Source organism: Herbaspirillum seropedicae, from assembly GCF_001040945.1.
Taxonomy (GTDB): Bacteria; Pseudomonadota; Gammaproteobacteria; order Burkholderiales; family Burkholderiaceae_D; genus Herbaspirillum; species Herbaspirillum seropedicae.
The window spans coordinates 3,238,606-3,253,004 of sequence record NZ_CP011930.1; the positions used below are offsets into that span (position 1 = coordinate 3,238,606).

The 14,399-nt window shown below is 61.5% G+C and carries 19 protein-coding genes; 4 read left to right on the forward strand and 15 right to left on the reverse strand.

Going from position 1 to position 14,399, the window contains the following annotated elements:
* Positions 1 to 13: 13 nt before the first annotated feature.
* The 10 genes from ACP92_RS14210 to nifH form a co-directional block, all read right to left on the reverse strand.
* Entirely contained in the window at positions 14 to 613 is a 600-nt protein-coding gene (locus ACP92_RS14210) for a nitrogen fixation protein NifQ (protein ID WP_013234813.1), read from the reverse strand.
* A gap of 59 nt (positions 614 to 672) precedes the next feature.
* A complete protein-coding gene (fdxB, locus tag ACP92_RS14215) occupies positions 673 to 978 on the reverse strand; it encodes a ferredoxin III, nif-specific (RefSeq protein WP_006463098.1) in 306 nt (101 codons plus the stop codon).
* Entirely contained in the window at positions 975 to 1,181 is a 207-nt protein-coding gene (locus ACP92_RS14220) for a CCE_0567 family metalloprotein (RefSeq protein ID WP_048348573.1), read from the reverse strand. The genes fdxB and ACP92_RS14220 overlap by 4 nt, the downstream gene beginning before the upstream one ends.
* Before the next feature lie 26 nt (positions 1,182 to 1,207).
* Positions 1,208 to 1,678, reverse strand: coding sequence for a NifX-associated nitrogen fixation protein (locus tag ACP92_RS14225; RefSeq protein ID WP_013234815.1), 471 nt, complete (start codon positions 1,676 to 1,678; stop codon positions 1,208 to 1,210).
* Between the two features lie 3 nt (positions 1,679 to 1,681).
* Positions 1,682 to 2,083: a nitrogen fixation protein NifX gene (nifX, locus tag ACP92_RS14230; protein WP_006463095.1), complete on the reverse strand. Its 402-nt coding sequence runs from the start codon at positions 2,081 to 2,083 to the stop codon at positions 1,682 to 1,684.
* Entirely contained in the window at positions 2,080 to 3,468 is a 1,389-nt protein-coding gene (gene nifN / locus ACP92_RS14235) for a nitrogenase iron-molybdenum cofactor biosynthesis protein NifN (protein ID WP_013234816.1), read from the reverse strand. The genes nifX and nifN overlap by 4 nt, the downstream gene beginning before the upstream one ends.
* Before the next feature lie 4 nt (positions 3,469 to 3,472).
* A complete protein-coding gene (nifE, locus tag ACP92_RS14240; protein ID WP_013234817.1) occupies positions 3,473 to 4,852 on the reverse strand; it encodes a nitrogenase iron-molybdenum cofactor biosynthesis protein NifE in 1,380 nt (459 codons plus the stop codon).
* 88 nt (positions 4,853 to 4,940) lie between these two features.
* A complete protein-coding gene (gene nifK, locus ACP92_RS14245) occupies positions 4,941 to 6,500 on the reverse strand; it encodes a nitrogenase molybdenum-iron protein subunit beta (RefSeq protein ID WP_013234818.1) in 1,560 nt (519 codons plus the stop codon).
* Between the two features lie 105 nt (positions 6,501 to 6,605).
* Positions 6,606 to 8,060 carry a nitrogenase molybdenum-iron protein alpha chain gene (gene nifD, locus ACP92_RS14250; protein WP_013234819.1) on the reverse strand — a complete coding sequence of 485 codons (1,455 nt, stop codon included), beginning with the start codon at positions 8,058 to 8,060 and terminating at the stop codon, positions 6,606 to 6,608.
* 168 nt (positions 8,061 to 8,228) lie between these two features.
* On the reverse strand, positions 8,229 to 9,107 hold the full coding sequence (gene nifH, locus ACP92_RS14255; protein ID WP_013234820.1) for a nitrogenase iron protein: 879 nt from the start codon (positions 9,105 to 9,107) through the stop codon (positions 8,229 to 8,231).
* Between the two features lie 528 nt (positions 9,108 to 9,635).
* Between nifH and ACP92_RS14260 the strand changes: the two genes are divergently transcribed.
* From ACP92_RS14260 to ACP92_RS14275, 4 genes are read left to right on the forward strand one after another with little or no spacing between them, the layout of a single operon-like run.
* Positions 9,636 to 10,067 carry a response regulator gene (locus ACP92_RS14260; protein WP_013234821.1) on the forward strand — a complete coding sequence of 144 codons (432 nt, stop codon included), beginning with the start codon at positions 9,636 to 9,638 and terminating at the stop codon, positions 10,065 to 10,067.
* 52 nt (positions 10,068 to 10,119) lie between these two features.
* Positions 10,120 to 10,524: a group II truncated hemoglobin gene (locus ACP92_RS14265; protein WP_013234822.1), complete on the forward strand. Its 405-nt coding sequence runs from the start codon at positions 10,120 to 10,122 to the stop codon at positions 10,522 to 10,524.
* Positions 10,525 to 10,533: 9 nt separating this feature from the next.
* Entirely contained in the window at positions 10,534 to 11,121 is a 588-nt protein-coding gene (locus ACP92_RS14270) for a hypothetical protein (RefSeq protein WP_013234823.1), read from the forward strand.
* Positions 11,118 to 11,441, forward strand: a complete 324-nt coding sequence (locus tag ACP92_RS14275; protein ID WP_041310896.1) for an FmdB family zinc ribbon protein — start codon at positions 11,118 to 11,120, stop codon at positions 11,439 to 11,441. The genes ACP92_RS14270 and ACP92_RS14275 overlap by 4 nt, the downstream gene beginning before the upstream one ends.
* Before the next feature lie 4 nt (positions 11,442 to 11,445).
* Here the strand turns inward: ACP92_RS14275 and ACP92_RS14280 are convergent, their stop codons facing one another.
* From ACP92_RS14280 to nifT, 5 genes are all read right to left on the reverse strand, one after another.
* Positions 11,446 to 12,297, reverse strand: a complete 852-nt coding sequence (locus tag ACP92_RS14280; RefSeq protein ID WP_013234825.1) for an SIR2 family NAD-dependent protein deacylase — start codon at positions 12,295 to 12,297, stop codon at positions 11,446 to 11,448.
* A gap of 35 nt (positions 12,298 to 12,332) precedes the next feature.
* Entirely contained in the window at positions 12,333 to 12,638 is a 306-nt protein-coding gene (locus ACP92_RS14285; protein WP_013234826.1) for a 2Fe-2S iron-sulfur cluster-binding protein, read from the reverse strand.
* Between the two features lie 73 nt (positions 12,639 to 12,711).
* Positions 12,712 to 13,860 carry a DegT/DnrJ/EryC1/StrS family aminotransferase gene (locus ACP92_RS14290; protein WP_013234827.1) on the reverse strand — a complete coding sequence of 383 codons (1,149 nt, stop codon included), beginning with the start codon at positions 13,858 to 13,860 and terminating at the stop codon, positions 12,712 to 12,714.
* Positions 13,861 to 13,890: 30 nt separating this feature from the next.
* Positions 13,891 to 14,151, reverse strand: coding sequence for a hypothetical protein (locus ACP92_RS14295; RefSeq protein ID WP_013234828.1), 261 nt, complete (start codon positions 14,149 to 14,151; stop codon positions 13,891 to 13,893).
* A gap of 9 nt (positions 14,152 to 14,160) precedes the next feature.
* A complete protein-coding gene (gene nifT / locus ACP92_RS14300; protein WP_026052155.1) occupies positions 14,161 to 14,370 on the reverse strand; it encodes a putative nitrogen fixation protein NifT in 210 nt (69 codons plus the stop codon).
* Positions 14,371 to 14,399: the final 29 nt, after the last annotated feature.

The window sequence follows — 14,399 nt, forward strand, 5'->3', positions numbered from 1 at the left end:
CGTCAGCGCCAGCTCAGTTCAAGCCGAGCAATGGATTGGCGTCTTCCGGACCGAAGCACTTGAGGTAATCGGAACAATTGCCGCAGCTGGGGGCCTGGCACAGCACCAGCCCTTCGCGTTCGCACAATTGCCGATAGAAGAACTTCTTCCACTTCATGTCGCTGACGTTGCGCTCGGCCAGGACGGAAAAGTAATGACTGATCAGCCGTGACAGGGCCGTGCGGTTGGGCAAGCCCATGTCTTGCCAGAGATGCTTGGATCCCATGCAGGCCGTGGCGACGGCGTGGGCCAGCCAGGTACTTTCCTGGTCGTCGTAGGTACGGCAATCCATCAGCATGGCCAGCAGGTCATCGAATTCGTCGATCGGTGGCGGCGCACAGGCTTCACCGGACAGTGCACTGCGGGCGCCATACAGAGGCGCCGTCAACTCCGGAAAATAGCGCTCACGCAAGGCCGCCAGGGCCTCGGCATCGAGGGCGGCGATGGGTACGTCATAGGGGGCCGGACGATGATCGGCCAGTGCGATCAGGCCGGCAAAGGCCAGCGTCACCACATGGTCCGGGTCGCGCGCTGCTTCCATCAATTCCACATAACCTGCCTGGCTGTAGCTCATTTTGGGGCCTCCTGGGTCGGTGTCAGAGAACGAAAAAAGCTTCAAAGGGAAATGGACGATCAGACCTGCGCGCTCCCATGGGTGTAGCACTTCTTGGGACAAATCCGTGAGCAGGCCTCGCAACCGATGCAATTGTCACGGTTGGCGATGGTCATGATCTTTCTTTCGTACTCCTCATCCTCGTCATCATCAGGATCGACCGCGATGCGCTGCCCCTCGTCATTGATACCGACCAGGGCCAGCACGTCGCGGCCGCATACCTTGAAGCAACGGCCACAGCCGATGCATTTGTCTTCATTGATCTGGCCGACGAACTGGGGCGTCCAGTCGGCACCGCCGGGAAGCTTGACCGTGAATGTCGTCATGGCTGTCTTTCCTTCTCATCCTCAAGTGCGCGCCGTGCCTGGGCCAGCGCGGCATGGGCGTCATAGGCCTTTTGCGCGACCTCCAGGATCTTTTCCCAGCCGGTCGGCAAATCCTCGGACAGATCGTGCAAATCCATCTTCAAGGCGGTGGCCTGCTGGTTGAGCTTCTTGACTAGCGCCTTGAGCGCTTCCCTGTCCTGCATATCCGTTCTCCTTGTGGCCGATGCCCTCAGCCGTAATTGACCACTTCGGGGAACTGCCGGATCATCTCGACCCCGGCCGTGACGATCTTGTCGCCCTCCTCGGCCAGCTTGTCCACGCTCTCGAAGCCGAAGCGATGCACATCCCGCAAGTGCTTGTTGACCACCACCAGGCGCCCGGCCATGAGCACCATGCGTCCGAAGCCCTCATGCGACATCTTCATCATCGGCGTGGCGATGCTGCCGGTCTGGCGCTCGATCGCCAGCCCCACGGCGTTGTAGAACAGTTCCAGGCGCCACAGGGTTTCAGGATCGGGGTCGCCGATGATGGGAATCTCGCGGCGCTGCTCGCGCGTGATGATGTAGGGTGCCAGCAGGTCGGCGTTGCTCTTGCCGTCCCAGGCGCCATGGGTATCCTGCGCCCGCCATTGCTTGATGAGCTCCTGCACGAATGGGCTGTCAATGGCGGCCGGGGCCTCTTGAGTGGCGATGGCAGTCATGGTTCACACTTCCTCTTCAAAGTTGATGTCGCGTTCCTGGCCCTTTTGCATGGCCTTGCGCAGCCACGGTGCTGGTGTGCCCTTGAGCACTTCCTGCAGCTTGTCGAGGATGTCCAGGATAGGTTCGGCCTGCGCCACCTTGACCGGGTGGATACGGTTGGCCACCACCCGCGCCGCGCCCGAGCCACCGATGGCGGCGACATACAGAATGGCGCAATCCTTGATGGCCTCGATCTTGGGGGCCAGCTTGTCTTCGTCGCCGTCCTCCTTGAGGTCGCCGTCGAAGCTGTGCGTCTGCACGAAGCTGTAGCCATTGGGCCAGACCTCGAACACCGCCAGGTTCTTGGCCCAGCCGAAATGCGCATCCACGCGTTGCAGATCCTGGGTTGCAAATGCCACTTTCATGAGCTTTCTCCTTGAACGGGCGTGGCCAGCGCCAGGGCATCGCGCGTGCTCTGCGGCAGCTGCCAGTCATCCGGGGTATGTGCATGGCCTGCGGCCAGCAACAGGTTGCCGATCTCGAAAATCAATCCACGTGTGCCGCGATAGCCGACCGAGAGACAGTGCCCGGCCCCCAGACGGTCGAACATGGGCAAGCCGGCGCGATGGAAGGGAATGTGCAGGCGCTCGGCCGCCTGGCGTCCGTGCGAATGCGTTACCAGCAGACCGGCGCTGGCCCGGCGCGCGCCCTGCTCCAGGTCTTCCAGGTCGCCGATCACCACCCTGGCTGCGGGAACGCCATCGAGCACCGGCGAGGTCGTGGTGGTCACGGCACAGCCGATCTCGCAGCCCATCTCGGCCAGCCATGCCGAGAGTGACAGCAACAGGTCCGGCTCGGCACCGATGGCGACCTTGACCCCGCCGAAGAAGAAATGGCCATCCAGCATGGCATCCTGCAGCTGGCTGCGCTGACGCCGATAGCGCGCCGGAATCGGCTGGCCCGACACATATTCCAGATAGGCCAGGAAACGGTCATTGGCCTGCAGGCCGGTGAGCCGGTCGAAGACCACATACGGCACTCCGCTCAACTCCTGCACGGCCTGGGCACTGGCGCGCATCTGTTCGCCGATGGCGATGCTGACGATGGAAGCACCGAGCGCACGCATCTCGGCCAGGGTGGTGCCGCCCATCGAGGTCGGGCTGAAATTGTCGGGAAGATGGCCATCGAGCGAACTGGACACATCCGGCAACACGATCGGTTCCAGTCCGAAGGATTGCACGATGTCGCGCAATTCCTCGATGTCGGCCGGTGTCAGATGGCACCCCGCCAGCAGATTGATCTGCTTGGCGCGCGTCTGCAGGCCCGGCTGCGGCTCTCCCAGCGCCCGGATCAATGCTTCCACGGCCTTGGCCCAGCCGTCCTGGAAGGCGCCCGTGTAGTCAGGCGTGGAGACATAGGCCAGTGCAGTATCGGCCAGGTCGGGATGCTTCTGGCGGATCAGTCTGAGATAGGCATTGACGTCATCGCCCTTGGTTTCGGTCAGCCCAGTGGAACAGATGGCGATGAGGTCCGGCTTGGCCCGCAGGCGGATGTTCAAGACCGCCTTTTCGATGTTCTCCATACCGCCCAGGATGCTGGAGACCTCGTTCATGGCGGTGGTCTGCAAGGGAATCGCTTCGCGGAAATGACGCACCAGCAATACCAGCCCGAAGGAGGTACAACCCTGCGAACCATGCATGACCGGCATGCAGCGGTTCATGCCCAGGAAGGCATAGGCCGCGCCCAACGGCTGGCTCATCTTGAGCGGGTTGACGGCCGCGGCCTTGGAGGAAGTCTCGATGATGGCCATGCGGCTACTCCCAGGGCGCCGGTGCGCGCACCTGCTCCCACACCGGGTTGTACAGGGCGCGATCGATTTCCGAGACCAGCGTGATCATGCCCTCATAACCGGCATAGGCGTGATGGCGCTCCTGGTTGATGTCCAGCCAGGGCATCTTGGCCTTGAGCGCGATGAATTGCGAACGTCCGCCCGAGAGCATGATGTCGGCGCGCGCCTCTTTCAACATGGCATACATCTCGCGCGGCGTCATGTCGTCGATCATGTGGGCTTCATCCCCCATGATTTCCTTGATGCGCTCCTTGTCCTCGCGCGTCGATTTCTTCACACTGGTGCCGACGATTTCGATGCCGACCTCCTGCAAGGCCGCCACCACTGACCAAGACTTCACACCGCCGGTAATCAACAGCACACGCTTGCCCGCCAGGCGTTTCTTGTAATGCGCCAGACGACTCCAGGCGCGCGCCTCTTCCACCGCGATCAAGGCTTCGGTGCGGTCCATCAATTCGGCTGGCGCCCCCTGCTGCACCAGCAGGCGCGCGATCTGGCGCAACGAATCGGAGACGTCGCCGATGCCATAGAAAGATCCTTCAAAGAAGGGAATCCCATAACGCTCCTCCATCTTGCGCGCCACGTTGATCATGGCCTTGGAACACACCATCATCGATGCCCGAGCCCGGTGTGAAGAGGCAATCTCGCGATAGCGCCCATCGCCGCTGATGCAGGAAAGTACCCGCACGCCCATGGCATCGAGCAAGGGCGTGATCTGCCACAACTCGCCGGACAGGTTGTATTCGCCGATGATGTTGATGTCGTAGGGCGTCGTGAATTCAGGTTCGACCGTCCCGATCACGTAATCGAGCAAGGCTTCGCCGGCCAGCTTGTTGCCCAGGTTCTTGACCCCGGCAAAGCCGGGCGAATTGACGGGGATCACCGGCTTGCCGAACTTGGCGCTGGCGGCCTTGCAGACGGCCTCGATGTCGTCGCCGGTCAGGGCGGTGACACAGGTCTGGTAGACGAACACCGCCGGCGGATCATATTTTTCGATGATTTCCTTGACCGCCTTGTAAAGCCGCTTTTCACCCCCGTAGATGACGTCGAGCTCATTGATGTCGGTAGTAAAACCGGTGCGATAGGTCTGGACACCGGACGAAGCCGCATGGCGGTTATCCCAGGAATTGCCTTCGCAGGCGATCGGGCCATGCACCAGATGGGCCACGTCCACGATGGGTTGCAAGGCGATCTTGGCGCCATCGAAGGCGCAGCCGCCGGCAGCTGCCCCCGGTGCCAGCTGCTTGCTGCAGCCGGCCTTGCGTTGCTTCTCCGTCTTGGCCTGGTTCTTCTCGCAGGCCGGTTCTTCGAAGACTTCCTGGATCTTCAGCTTCAAGGCCGTCATGATCGCTCTCCATGCTTACCGGGGTTGCTGCCGAGGTGCTACGCATCCCGCCTGGCAATCCTTCCGCCTGGCGGGACGTCCACCGCGCTCAGCGGATGATGTCGTAGGAATAATCGGTCTCGCCGGCCACCACCGTATTGGCATCCAGGGCTTCGAAGTATTCGTCGAGGATCATCACCAGCACGCGCATCGCACCGGCATAGCCCCAGATGGGGAAACGATGGTAGTGATGGCGGTCGAAGACCGGGAACACCAGGCGGATCAGCGGCACGCCGCAGTCGCGCTCGAGGTACTTGCCGTAGGTATTGCCGATCAGGAAGTCCACCGGCTCCGTGAACAGCAGGGAGCGCAGGTGCCACAAGTCACGCTTGGGATAGACCTTGCAGTCCTTGCCGAAGGGAGAGGCATCCAGCAGCGCCTGCACCTTGGCCGCCCATTCGGCGTCGCCGTTGGTGGACAGGATATGGGTCGGCTCGCAGCCCAGCTCCAGCAGGAACTGGGTCATGCCGATCATCATGTCGGGGTCGCCATACAAGGCAAACTTCTTGCCATGCAAATGCGCCTGCGAATCGGCGATGGCGTCGACCAGGCGGCCGCGCTCCAGCTCCAGTTCGGCCGGGATGGGCTGGCCGCTCAGGCGCGACAGTTCCATCAGGAACTGGTCGGTGCCGGCCACGCCCATCGGGTGGTTGAGCGTGACCACTTCCTGGCCCTTCTCGGCGATGTACTTGGCGGTCTTGAGCGTGCTGAATTCCTGGAACACCACGGTGGCCTTGGCGTCGAGGGCCTCGATCACTTCCTGCTTGGTGGTGCCGCCGCTGTACATGCGGAACTGACCATCGGTCGGGGTGTTCCAGACCTCCGAGGGATCACACACGATGGTGCCGTCCACGCCCATCAGCTTGAAGATGCGCTTGACCTCGGGCAGGTTACCCACCACGAAGCCATCGAAACCGCCGATAAAATTGATGCGCTCGTTGGGCTTTCTCTCCAGCGCCGGCACCGTACCGGCCTTGCCATCCCAGAAGTGCGTCAGGATGCCTTTCAGAGCATTGTCATAGCCGGTCACGTGGCTGCCGACGAAGGCCGGGGTATGGGCGAACGGCACGTCATATTCCGCCGGCACGCTGCCCTTGTCCTTGGCATTCTTGATGAAGGAGTCGAGGTCATCACCGATCACCTCGGCCATGCAGGTAGTAGAGACGGCGATCATCTCTGGCTTGTACAGGCTCAGCGCGTTGGCCAGGCCGTCGATCATGTTGTTGAGGCCACCGAAGACGGCGGCGTCTTCGGTCATCGATGACGACACGCAGGAGGTCGGCTCCTTGAAATGACGCGAAAAGTGCGAGCGGTAATACGCCACGCAGCCCTGCGAACCGTGCACGAACGGCAGCGTGTTCTGGAAGCCGACGGCGGCATACACCGCCCCCAGCGGCTGGCAAGCCTTGGCCGGATTGATGGTCAGCGCCTCGCGGGCGAAGTTCTTTTGCTGGTATTCCTTGGTCTTGGTCCATTCGGCCACGTCCTGCACCTTGTCCAGCGGAACGGCAAACTCGAACTCTTCTTTCTTGCGGGCGAACAGTTCGCGGTATTCCGGCTGGCGGAACAGATTCTCGTGGTCCAGAACGCTATCGGCGTTTTGCGGCATGATGATACCCCTTCAATTCAACTGATCAAATGATCCAGGCTCGGGTCGGATGGACGATGAGCGATCGACACAGTCCTGCGCCCATCCATCCCGAATCGATTCAGCTCAGGCCTTCCACGGAGCCTTGGCCATGCCCCACACCGGGCTGTTGATGGCCATGTCCATGTCGCGGGCGAAGATGGCGAAGCCGTCATAGCCGTGATACGGGCCCGAGTAATCCCAGGAGTGCATCTGGCGGAACGGCACGCCCATCTTCTGGAAGACGTATTTCTCCTTGATCCCGGAGCCAACCAGATCGGGCTCGATCTTCTCGACGAACTTCTCGAATTCATAGCTGGTCACGTCGTCGTAGATCAGCGTGCCGTCTTCCACGTAGTGGGTGGTGCGCTGGTAGTCGTCGTTGTGGCCGAATTCATATCCGGTACCGACCACCTTCATGCCCAGGTCACCATAGGCATCGATCACGTGGCGCGGGCGCAGGCCACCGACGAACAGCATCACGGTCTTGCCTTCCAGGCGCGGGCGGTACTTGGCGATCACGGCATCGGTGAGGGCCTTGTACTTGGCGATGACACGCTCGGCGCCTTCCTTGATCTTGTCGTCGAAGTGGCTGGCAATCTGGCGCAGCGACGCCTCGATCTGGCTGGGGCCGAAGAAGTTGTACTCGACCCAGGGAATGCCGAACTTCTCTTCCATGTGGCGCGAGATGTAGTTCATCGAGCGATAGCAGTGCAGCACGTTGAGCTTGGCCTTGGGGGTGTTTTCCATTTCGGCGAGGGTGCCGTCGCCGGACCACTGGGCGATCACGCGCAGGCCGATTTCTTCCAGCAGGATGCGCGAGGACCAGGCGTCGCCGCCGATGTTGTAGTCGCCGATGATGGCCACGTCATACGGAGTCGCCACAAACTGGTTCTTGTCCGGGTCCATCTTGTCCAGCACCCATTCCTTGATGGCGTCGTTGGCCACGTGGTGGCCCAGCGACTGCGACACGCCACGGAAGCCTTCGCAGCGCACCGGCACGATGGTATGGCCCTCGTATTGCTTGGACTTTTTCTTGGAGACCGCTTCGATGTCGTCACCGATGAGACCGATCGGGCATTCGGATTGCACCGAAATACCCTTGTTGAGCGGGAACAGTTCCTGGATCTCGTCGACGATCTTTTCCAGCTTCTTATCGCCGCCGAAGACGATGTCCTTTTCCTGGAAATCGGACGTGAACTGCATGGTCACGAAACTGTCGATGCCGGTCTTGCCAATGTAATAGTTGCGGCGCGAGCCCCAGGAGTACTGGCCACAGCCGACCGGACCATGGCTGATGTGGATCATGTCCTTGATCGGCCCCCAGACCACGCCCTTGGAACCGGCATAGGCGCAGCCGCGAATGGTCATCACGCCGGGGATCGACTTGATGTTGGATTTGACGTTGCAATCCGACTTGCCCTCTTCCTGGGTGGTCAGGTGCTTGGCGCGACGCTTGGCGGTCTTGTCCGGATAGGCCTTGAGGACCTCATTGATCAATTCCGTATTGCGTGCCGTGGTTTCTTCAACTGTGAGGCTCATGGGCCCTCCGATAAAAATTAGTCGCGGGGGACATACCCGGTCGTATGCCAGTCCGGTAAACAAACCTGCGCTACCCTTTTTCTTGCGGTCCCGGCTGCCTTCGCTTCTGAACACAGAGGCGCGAGCGGCCAGGACCTTGCAGCATCAACAGCAGGCAGACGACGATGCTCAGGCCGCTACTTCAGCCGACTTGCCCACCATCGATTCATCAACGACAGGCATCAGGCCATGCTGCATCAGCAGGTCTTCCAGCTCGTCCATGGTGATCGGGGTGGGGATGGTGCCGTTGCCGGCGTTTTCGTGGATCTTGTTGGCCAGGGTGCGGTATTCGCCAGCCTGCTTGGAATCGGGTGCGTATTCCAGCACCGTCATGCGGCGCAGCTCGGCGTGCTGCACGATGTTGTCGCGCGGCACGAAGTGAATCAGCTTGCTGTTGAGCTTGGCCGCCAGGGCGGTGGCCAGTTCCAGTTCCTTGTCGGTCTTGCGCTCGTTGCAGATCAGGCCGCCCAGGCGCACGCCACCGGAGTTGGCGTACTTCAAAATGCCCTTGGAGATGTTGTTGGCGGCGTACATGGCCATCATCTCGCCGGACATCACGATGTAGATTTCCTGCGCCTTGTTTTCGCGAATCGGCATGGCGAAGCCACCGCACACCACGTCGCCCAGCACGTCGTAGGACACGTAATCGGTGTCATCATAGGCGCCCTCTTCTTCGAGGAAATTGATCGAGGTGATCACACCGCGGCCGGCGCAGCCCACGCCCGGTTCCGGGCCGCCGGATTCGACGCAACGGATGTTCTGGTAGCCGATCTTCATGACGTCTTCCAGCTCCAGATCCTCCACCGACCCGGCATCGGCGGCCAGCGACAGGATGGTGTCCTGGGCCTTGGCGTGCAGGATCAGGCGGGTCGAGTCAGCCTTGGGATCGCAGCCGACGATGAGGATGCGCTGCCCCATCTGGGCCAGCGCGGCCAGGGTATTTTGCGAGGTGGTGGACTTGCCGATGCCGCCTTTGCCATAGAAGGCGATTTGTCTGAGTGAGGCCATTTGATTCTCCTAGAAATAAGCGGTGTAGCTCTGGTGTAAGAAATTAAGGTTTCGTTCAAAGCAGTTTTGTCATCACACTTGCAGCCGTTGGGGCGCCGCTTCGAAACTTTTATTGGTCTTCGTCTCAAGTCACGCATTCGGCAAGTCATCGTCGGTGCACACCTCTCTTTGCAAATGCCGTGCCACCATCAAAAAACGATTCCAAGCCATTGATTTAATTGGTGAAAACAGCATTTCGCGCAGCCTCTCGACCCACTTCTTTCTGGTGTTACAAACCGCACAAACGGCACCTGGTCTGTAGGGAACGATACAAGCCCGCATCCCCGACACAACCGTGTACCCAACCACCCTGTTGCACCCCTCTCGGCCCGCTGGCCCGCAGCCACGGGCCTTGTCACGCCCTGCTGAAGACAAGCAGAGGCGGCTCGCTGATAACGGGAACGATGTTTGCTATCGGGATGAATGGCAGGGCAAAGAAGGCTGCGCCAAGCGGCCCGGTCAGTGATCCACTCACGCAAGGAGCAAACCATGCAAATCGGTGTAGACAGCCAGCGCGCGGTCGACAACAAACGGGTCTTCATCGTCGACTGTGATGAAGTCAGCGGCTTGGCGCTGCAGTTCATGCTCGCCGACGAGTGCGAAGCGCATCTGCTGGCGGATGTGGACAATGCCTTGCGCAAGGGCCGGGATTGGCCGCCCGACCTGCTCTTGCTGGGCCAGGGCAATCTCGTCAAGGAGGGCATGGAGGTGCTGGCCCAATTGCGCCAGCAACATCCGGCCTTGAAGATCGTAGTGGTGTGCGACAGCGCCAATGACCGCCATGTTCGCCAAGCCCTGGCGCAAGGGGCCAACTCCACGCTGCTGCGCCCGCTTACGCTGGAGAGCGTGCGCCGCAAGGTCGATGCCCAACTGGGCCGACGCACGCCCTTGGGCCTGGGCATCGCGGTGACGGTGATGTAAGACCATGTGCGCGACTCGCATCCCCTTGAAGCTGCCGCATCGGGCTACCCCGATGCCGGGCGCATCGAAGTCTGCGCCGCTGGCCAATCCGCATTACCAGCAGATCGGCGGCGAGCCGGTCGTGCGGCAACTGGTCGACCGTTTCTACGCCCTGATGGACCAGTTGCCCCAGGCGGCCGTGGTACGCGCCATGCATCCGGGCGACCTGACCCCGGCCAAGCAGCGCCTGTTCATGTTCCTCTCCGGTTGGCTGGGCGGCCCGCCGCTGTATGCCGAGGCCTTCGGCCATCCGCGCCTGCGTCACGCACACGCGGGCTTTGCCGTCGATGCTGCCGCACGTGATGCCTGGATGGCCTGCATGAACCAGGCACTACAAGAACTGGTACCCGACGAGGTGTTGCGGCAGCAACTGGGTGCCGCATTTTTCAAGACTGCCGATTTTCTGTGCAACCAATAAGGAAACTTCATGAGCACTCTCGCAAATACCCCCCTGGCCGATCTCGACAATGATGGCCGTCTGCTGAGCCCGGTCTTCAAGGGCCCGACCAAACGCAATGGACGCGTCGCCTTCCGTGGCGAAATCGCGCTCAAATACCAGGCCAGCCTGGCCGATGAAAAGCGCCCCCCGGAAATCAAGCTCGACCAGGTGATGACGGTGGCCGACGTGGGCGCCACCACCATTCCTTTCCTGGCCGGCATGGCGCCTTCGCTGGAACATATCAAGCTGCTGTGCGAAGTGCTGGGGGACAAGCTGGCTGCCGATGGCAAATATTTCTTCTTTGCCTGCAACCTGGACATTTCGCTGCGGTTCCAGATTCCTTATGGCGGCGCCACCTTCTACGTGATGCCGCTGGACGAATCGACGGTCTATAACGAGCTGCTGGAATTGTTCCGCATCGAGCGTGGCGATCTCAAGAAACTCGACACCGCCGAAAAGATTCTGGCGGTGGCCGACGGTGCCCTGCGCTTCAAGGGCAAGTTCGAGGAGATCAGCTTCCAGCGCGGGCTGGAGGTGATGGGGCCGATCAAGATCAAGGAAAACCGCCCGGTATGACGTCACAGGGTCGGGCGGCAGCCAGCTATCAGGAATGCTGCCCCACCCTGCGCAAACGCCCCTTCAACACCAGCGAGCCGACCATGCCCCTTTTCGACTTTCTCTGTACCGCCTGCGACACCCATTTTGAAAAACTGGTCCGCGCCGGCGACACGCCAGCCTGCCCGAGCTGCGGCAGCCATGCAGTGCTCCGGCAGGTATCGGCGCCGCAAGCGCCGGGCAAGAGCGCCGGCATCCTGCAGCGCGCCCGCGCGCAAGCCGCCCGTGAGGGACACTTCAGCAATTACCGTCCGTCGGAACTGCGCAACAAACTGAAGTGAGCCATCACACCGGCACCCCCAGTTGCGCACACAGCAGGGTGGAGAAGTCCGCCGTGGCCATGGGCAGCACCTCGATACCATGTTCCTCCAGGAAGCGCTGTTCATTGCGCGATGGCGTCTCCGCCAGCACCGCCCAGTGCCGCGCCGACGAGCGCTTGGTGATCTGGTGCGCAAAACTGCGCTGCAGCTGATCGTTGAAGCGGCAGCCGATGAACAGGAAATGACGGCCGTGCCGCAGTCCCTGCACGTGTGCCGGAATCGGCGTCTGGATGTCGATCTCGGTGAGCACTTCGACGAAATCGGAGTCCGACACCAGATAGTTGGCGGCCGGTGCATGTGCGCCGATAGGCTGATACAGCAAGGTGTTCCAGCTCGACGCGATGCTCTCCTGAACTGCCTGGCCGGCGCCATCGTAATACTGGTACCAAGTACCGAAGTGCTCGGACTGCGACAAGCCCTGCACCTGTCCCCAGTCATCCCGCCCGCTGGCCAGCATGGCGCTGCGCATGGCATCGTCATACCAGAGTGCGACGATCATCGGGATCTCCGCCATGCCGGCCAGCACCTGCTGTAGCGGCAACGGCGGCACAGTGGCAGAGAATGCCCCCTGCATCAGTTGCACCAGGCTCTTGCGATGCTTGAAGTTCTCGATGAATTGCGCAGTCGCCGTGAGGCGGTTGCGGATCTTGTGCGGCACCGTGACCTGAGCGGCCAGCAGCGCCGCCAGTTTTTCCTGTGAATCCGGCAGCGGGCAATCCGGCGCCTGCGTCAGCAAGCCCGGCCCCAGGTAAGGAATGAGCTCCCCCTTGGCGAGTGCATCGAACAGGTCTTGCAAGGTGTCCTCAGTGGTAGGCATGGCGATGGCTCCTCGGCGCAGGTGTGCAGGCTGGTTCAGCGCCCGGAGGCGAAATTGAGCAATTCGAGGGTGACGTCTTCCTCGCCCACGATCACCTGGCAGGCCAGGCGCGACTTGGAACCGACGCCCACGATGCTGTCGAGCTTGGCGTTTTCAGACGGGGTGGTACGCGAGACGCTCTTGCGGCCTTCCAGCACGAAGATATGGCAGGCGCCGCACTCAGCCTTGCCCTGGCACTTGTTGGCAATGGCTTCGCCAGCCTTCATCACGGCGGCCAGCAGCGTGGTGCCGATGCTCACCTCGATGGTCTTGCCGGAGGGTTGGATAGTAACGACGGGCATGGTCAGGACTCCTTTGTGGTGGATGCGGTCAATGAGACCGGAGAGGAAAAATGGGACAAGGCGCGGGCCGCGCTCAGTAGATTGCCGCCCCCGCGCCGACATTGCTGGAGGCATCCTTGGCCGCCTGCACGATGAAGTGCACTTCATCGGTATTGAGGTGCCCGTGCAAGGGCAAGGCAATGCAGCGGTCAGCGATCTTCTCGGTGAGCAACAGATCTCCGCGCTTGCAGTCAAAACGGCTGTAGTAGAACTGCTGGTGCAGCGGCTGGCACCAGGCGGCGGCTTCGACTTCCTGGCTGGCCAGGTCTTCGATGATCTGGTTGCGCATGGTGCGGGTGAAGCGTGTGCCGAGGTGAACCAGGTACAGCATCCAGTACACCTCCTCGACATCGGGGCCGATATAGGGTGGCTTGATGCCCTCGAAGAATTGCACGTGCTCCAGGTAGTAGGCCTCGACCTGCTTGCGCCGCATCAGGATTTCATCGAGCCGCTCCAGTTGGGCAATGCCGATGGCGGCGCTCAGATCGCTCATCGAGCCCTGCATCGGCACCCGGCTGGCCACGGCGATGGACTGGCGATCGCTCAGGTTGCGGTTGCGCATGTAATGCAATTCACTGGCCAGTTCGGGATCATCGGTCACCAGCATGGCGCCCTCGCCACAGCACAGGGCCGAAGGCTGCGAAAAATCGAAGATGGCGATGTCGCCGAAATTGCCCACCACGCGGCCTTGGTAACGCGAACCAATGGCTTCGCTGGAATCTTCGATCAGGCGCAGGCCATGCGCCTGTGCCAGCTGGCGGAACTCGGTCCAGGCGGCCGGATGGCCGTTGCAATTGCCTACCACGATGGCACGCGTGCGCTGGCTGATCTTGTCGGCCACCTTGTGCGGCGCCAGATTGCCGCTCCAGTAGTCGATGTCGGCAAACACCGGGGTGGCACCGACCAGCGTGATGGCGTGGACGATCTGATGCCAGGAGTACGCGGAGGCAATCACCTCATCGCCGGCGCGAATGCCCATGGCACGCAAAGCCAGCATCAGCGCCACCGTGCCGCTGGCAGCGGCTACGCCATAGGTACGGCCGAGGTAGGAGGCGAATTCGTTTTCAAAGGACTCGACCACCGGGCCAGCGGACAGGCCCGACGAGACCAGCACCCGTGTGACGGCTTCCAGCTCGCGGGTGCTGACGTCGGGGTCCGACAATTTGATCCATTCCTGTTCCATGTGATGCACTCCTCCGGGTATTGGCTCAACTCAGGACAAACGGGCGACGACCACGCCACTGGCCTCATCCGGACCATCGACCACACGCCAGCAATGGGCATCGGTATCGACCAGGAACACGGCATAGCTGTGCCCGCGCCAGTAAGGTGATTCGCCGCGCATGTCTTCCTGGTCGCAACGGCTGCACACCAGGCCCGGCAAGGCACTGCGCAGGGTCGCCAGGACGTTGACCTGAGCGGCATCCTGCAGCACGTCCTGGATGGTGGCTAATTGCTGGGCCGACAGGCTCATCGCGGCTCCTCATTCGCCCAGACGGCGTGCATCGATGGTCACCGGCAATACGGTGGCCGCATCCATCACCGGCAACACCAGTTGCCAGCCATTGGCCAGGGTGACGTGGCCGCCCCACATGTCGGGCTTTTCCATCGCCACGATGGGTTCTTCCAGGTCTTTCTTGGGCACATAGGCCGACAGCAAGCCTGCCGAGTTCTTGCGGATCATCACTTTCACGTTGGGCTCCTGATGGGTTGGTCCGGTAA

What these genes read in the sequence shown, in the direction of transcription:
- ACP92_RS14210 (WP_013234813.1), bottom strand. Translation starts at nt 613, where the DNA reads ATGAGCTACAGCCAGGCAGGTTATGTGGAATTGATGGAAGCAGCGCGC.
- fdxB (WP_006463098.1), bottom strand. Translation starts at nt 978, where the DNA reads ATGACGACATTCACGGTCAAGCTTCCCGGCGGTGCCGACTGGACGCCC.
- ACP92_RS14220 (WP_048348573.1), bottom strand. Translation starts at nt 1,181, where the DNA reads ATGCAGGACAGGGAAGCGCTCAAGGCGCTAGTCAAGAAGCTCAACCAG.
- ACP92_RS14225 (WP_013234815.1), bottom strand. Translation starts at nt 1,678, where the DNA reads ATGACTGCCATCGCCACTCAAGAGGCCCCGGCCGCCATTGACAGCCCA.
- nifX (WP_006463095.1), bottom strand. Translation starts at nt 2,083, where the DNA reads ATGAAAGTGGCATTTGCAACCCAGGATCTGCAACGCGTGGATGCGCAT.
- nifN (WP_013234816.1), bottom strand. Translation starts at nt 3,468, where the DNA reads ATGGCCATCATCGAGACTTCCTCCAAGGCCGCGGCCGTCAACCCGCTC.
- nifE (WP_013234817.1), bottom strand. Translation starts at nt 4,852, where the DNA reads ATGACGGCCTTGAAGCTGAAGATCCAGGAAGTCTTCGAAGAACCGGCC.
- nifK (WP_013234818.1), bottom strand. Translation starts at nt 6,500, where the DNA reads ATGCCGCAAAACGCCGATAGCGTTCTGGACCACGAGAATCTGTTCCGC.
- nifD (WP_013234819.1), bottom strand. Translation starts at nt 8,060, where the DNA reads ATGAGCCTCACAGTTGAAGAAACCACGGCACGCAATACGGAATTGATC.
- nifH (WP_013234820.1), bottom strand. Translation starts at nt 9,107, where the DNA reads ATGGCCTCACTCAGACAAATCGCCTTCTATGGCAAAGGCGGCATCGGC.
- ACP92_RS14260 (WP_013234821.1), top strand. Translation starts at nt 9,636, where the DNA reads ATGCAAATCGGTGTAGACAGCCAGCGCGCGGTCGACAACAAACGGGTC.
- ACP92_RS14265 (WP_013234822.1), top strand. Translation starts at nt 10,120, where the DNA reads ATGCCGGGCGCATCGAAGTCTGCGCCGCTGGCCAATCCGCATTACCAG.
- ACP92_RS14270 (WP_013234823.1), top strand. Translation starts at nt 10,534, where the DNA reads ATGAGCACTCTCGCAAATACCCCCCTGGCCGATCTCGACAATGATGGC.
- ACP92_RS14275 (WP_041310896.1), top strand. Translation starts at nt 11,118, where the DNA reads ATGACGTCACAGGGTCGGGCGGCAGCCAGCTATCAGGAATGCTGCCCC.
- ACP92_RS14280 (WP_013234825.1), bottom strand. Translation starts at nt 12,297, where the DNA reads ATGCCTACCACTGAGGACACCTTGCAAGACCTGTTCGATGCACTCGCC.
- ACP92_RS14285 (WP_013234826.1), bottom strand. Translation starts at nt 12,638, where the DNA reads ATGCCCGTCGTTACTATCCAACCCTCCGGCAAGACCATCGAGGTGAGC.
- ACP92_RS14290 (WP_013234827.1), bottom strand. Translation starts at nt 13,860, where the DNA reads ATGGAACAGGAATGGATCAAATTGTCGGACCCCGACGTCAGCACCCGC.
- ACP92_RS14295 (WP_013234828.1), bottom strand. Translation starts at nt 14,151, where the DNA reads ATGAGCCTGTCGGCCCAGCAATTAGCCACCATCCAGGACGTGCTGCAG.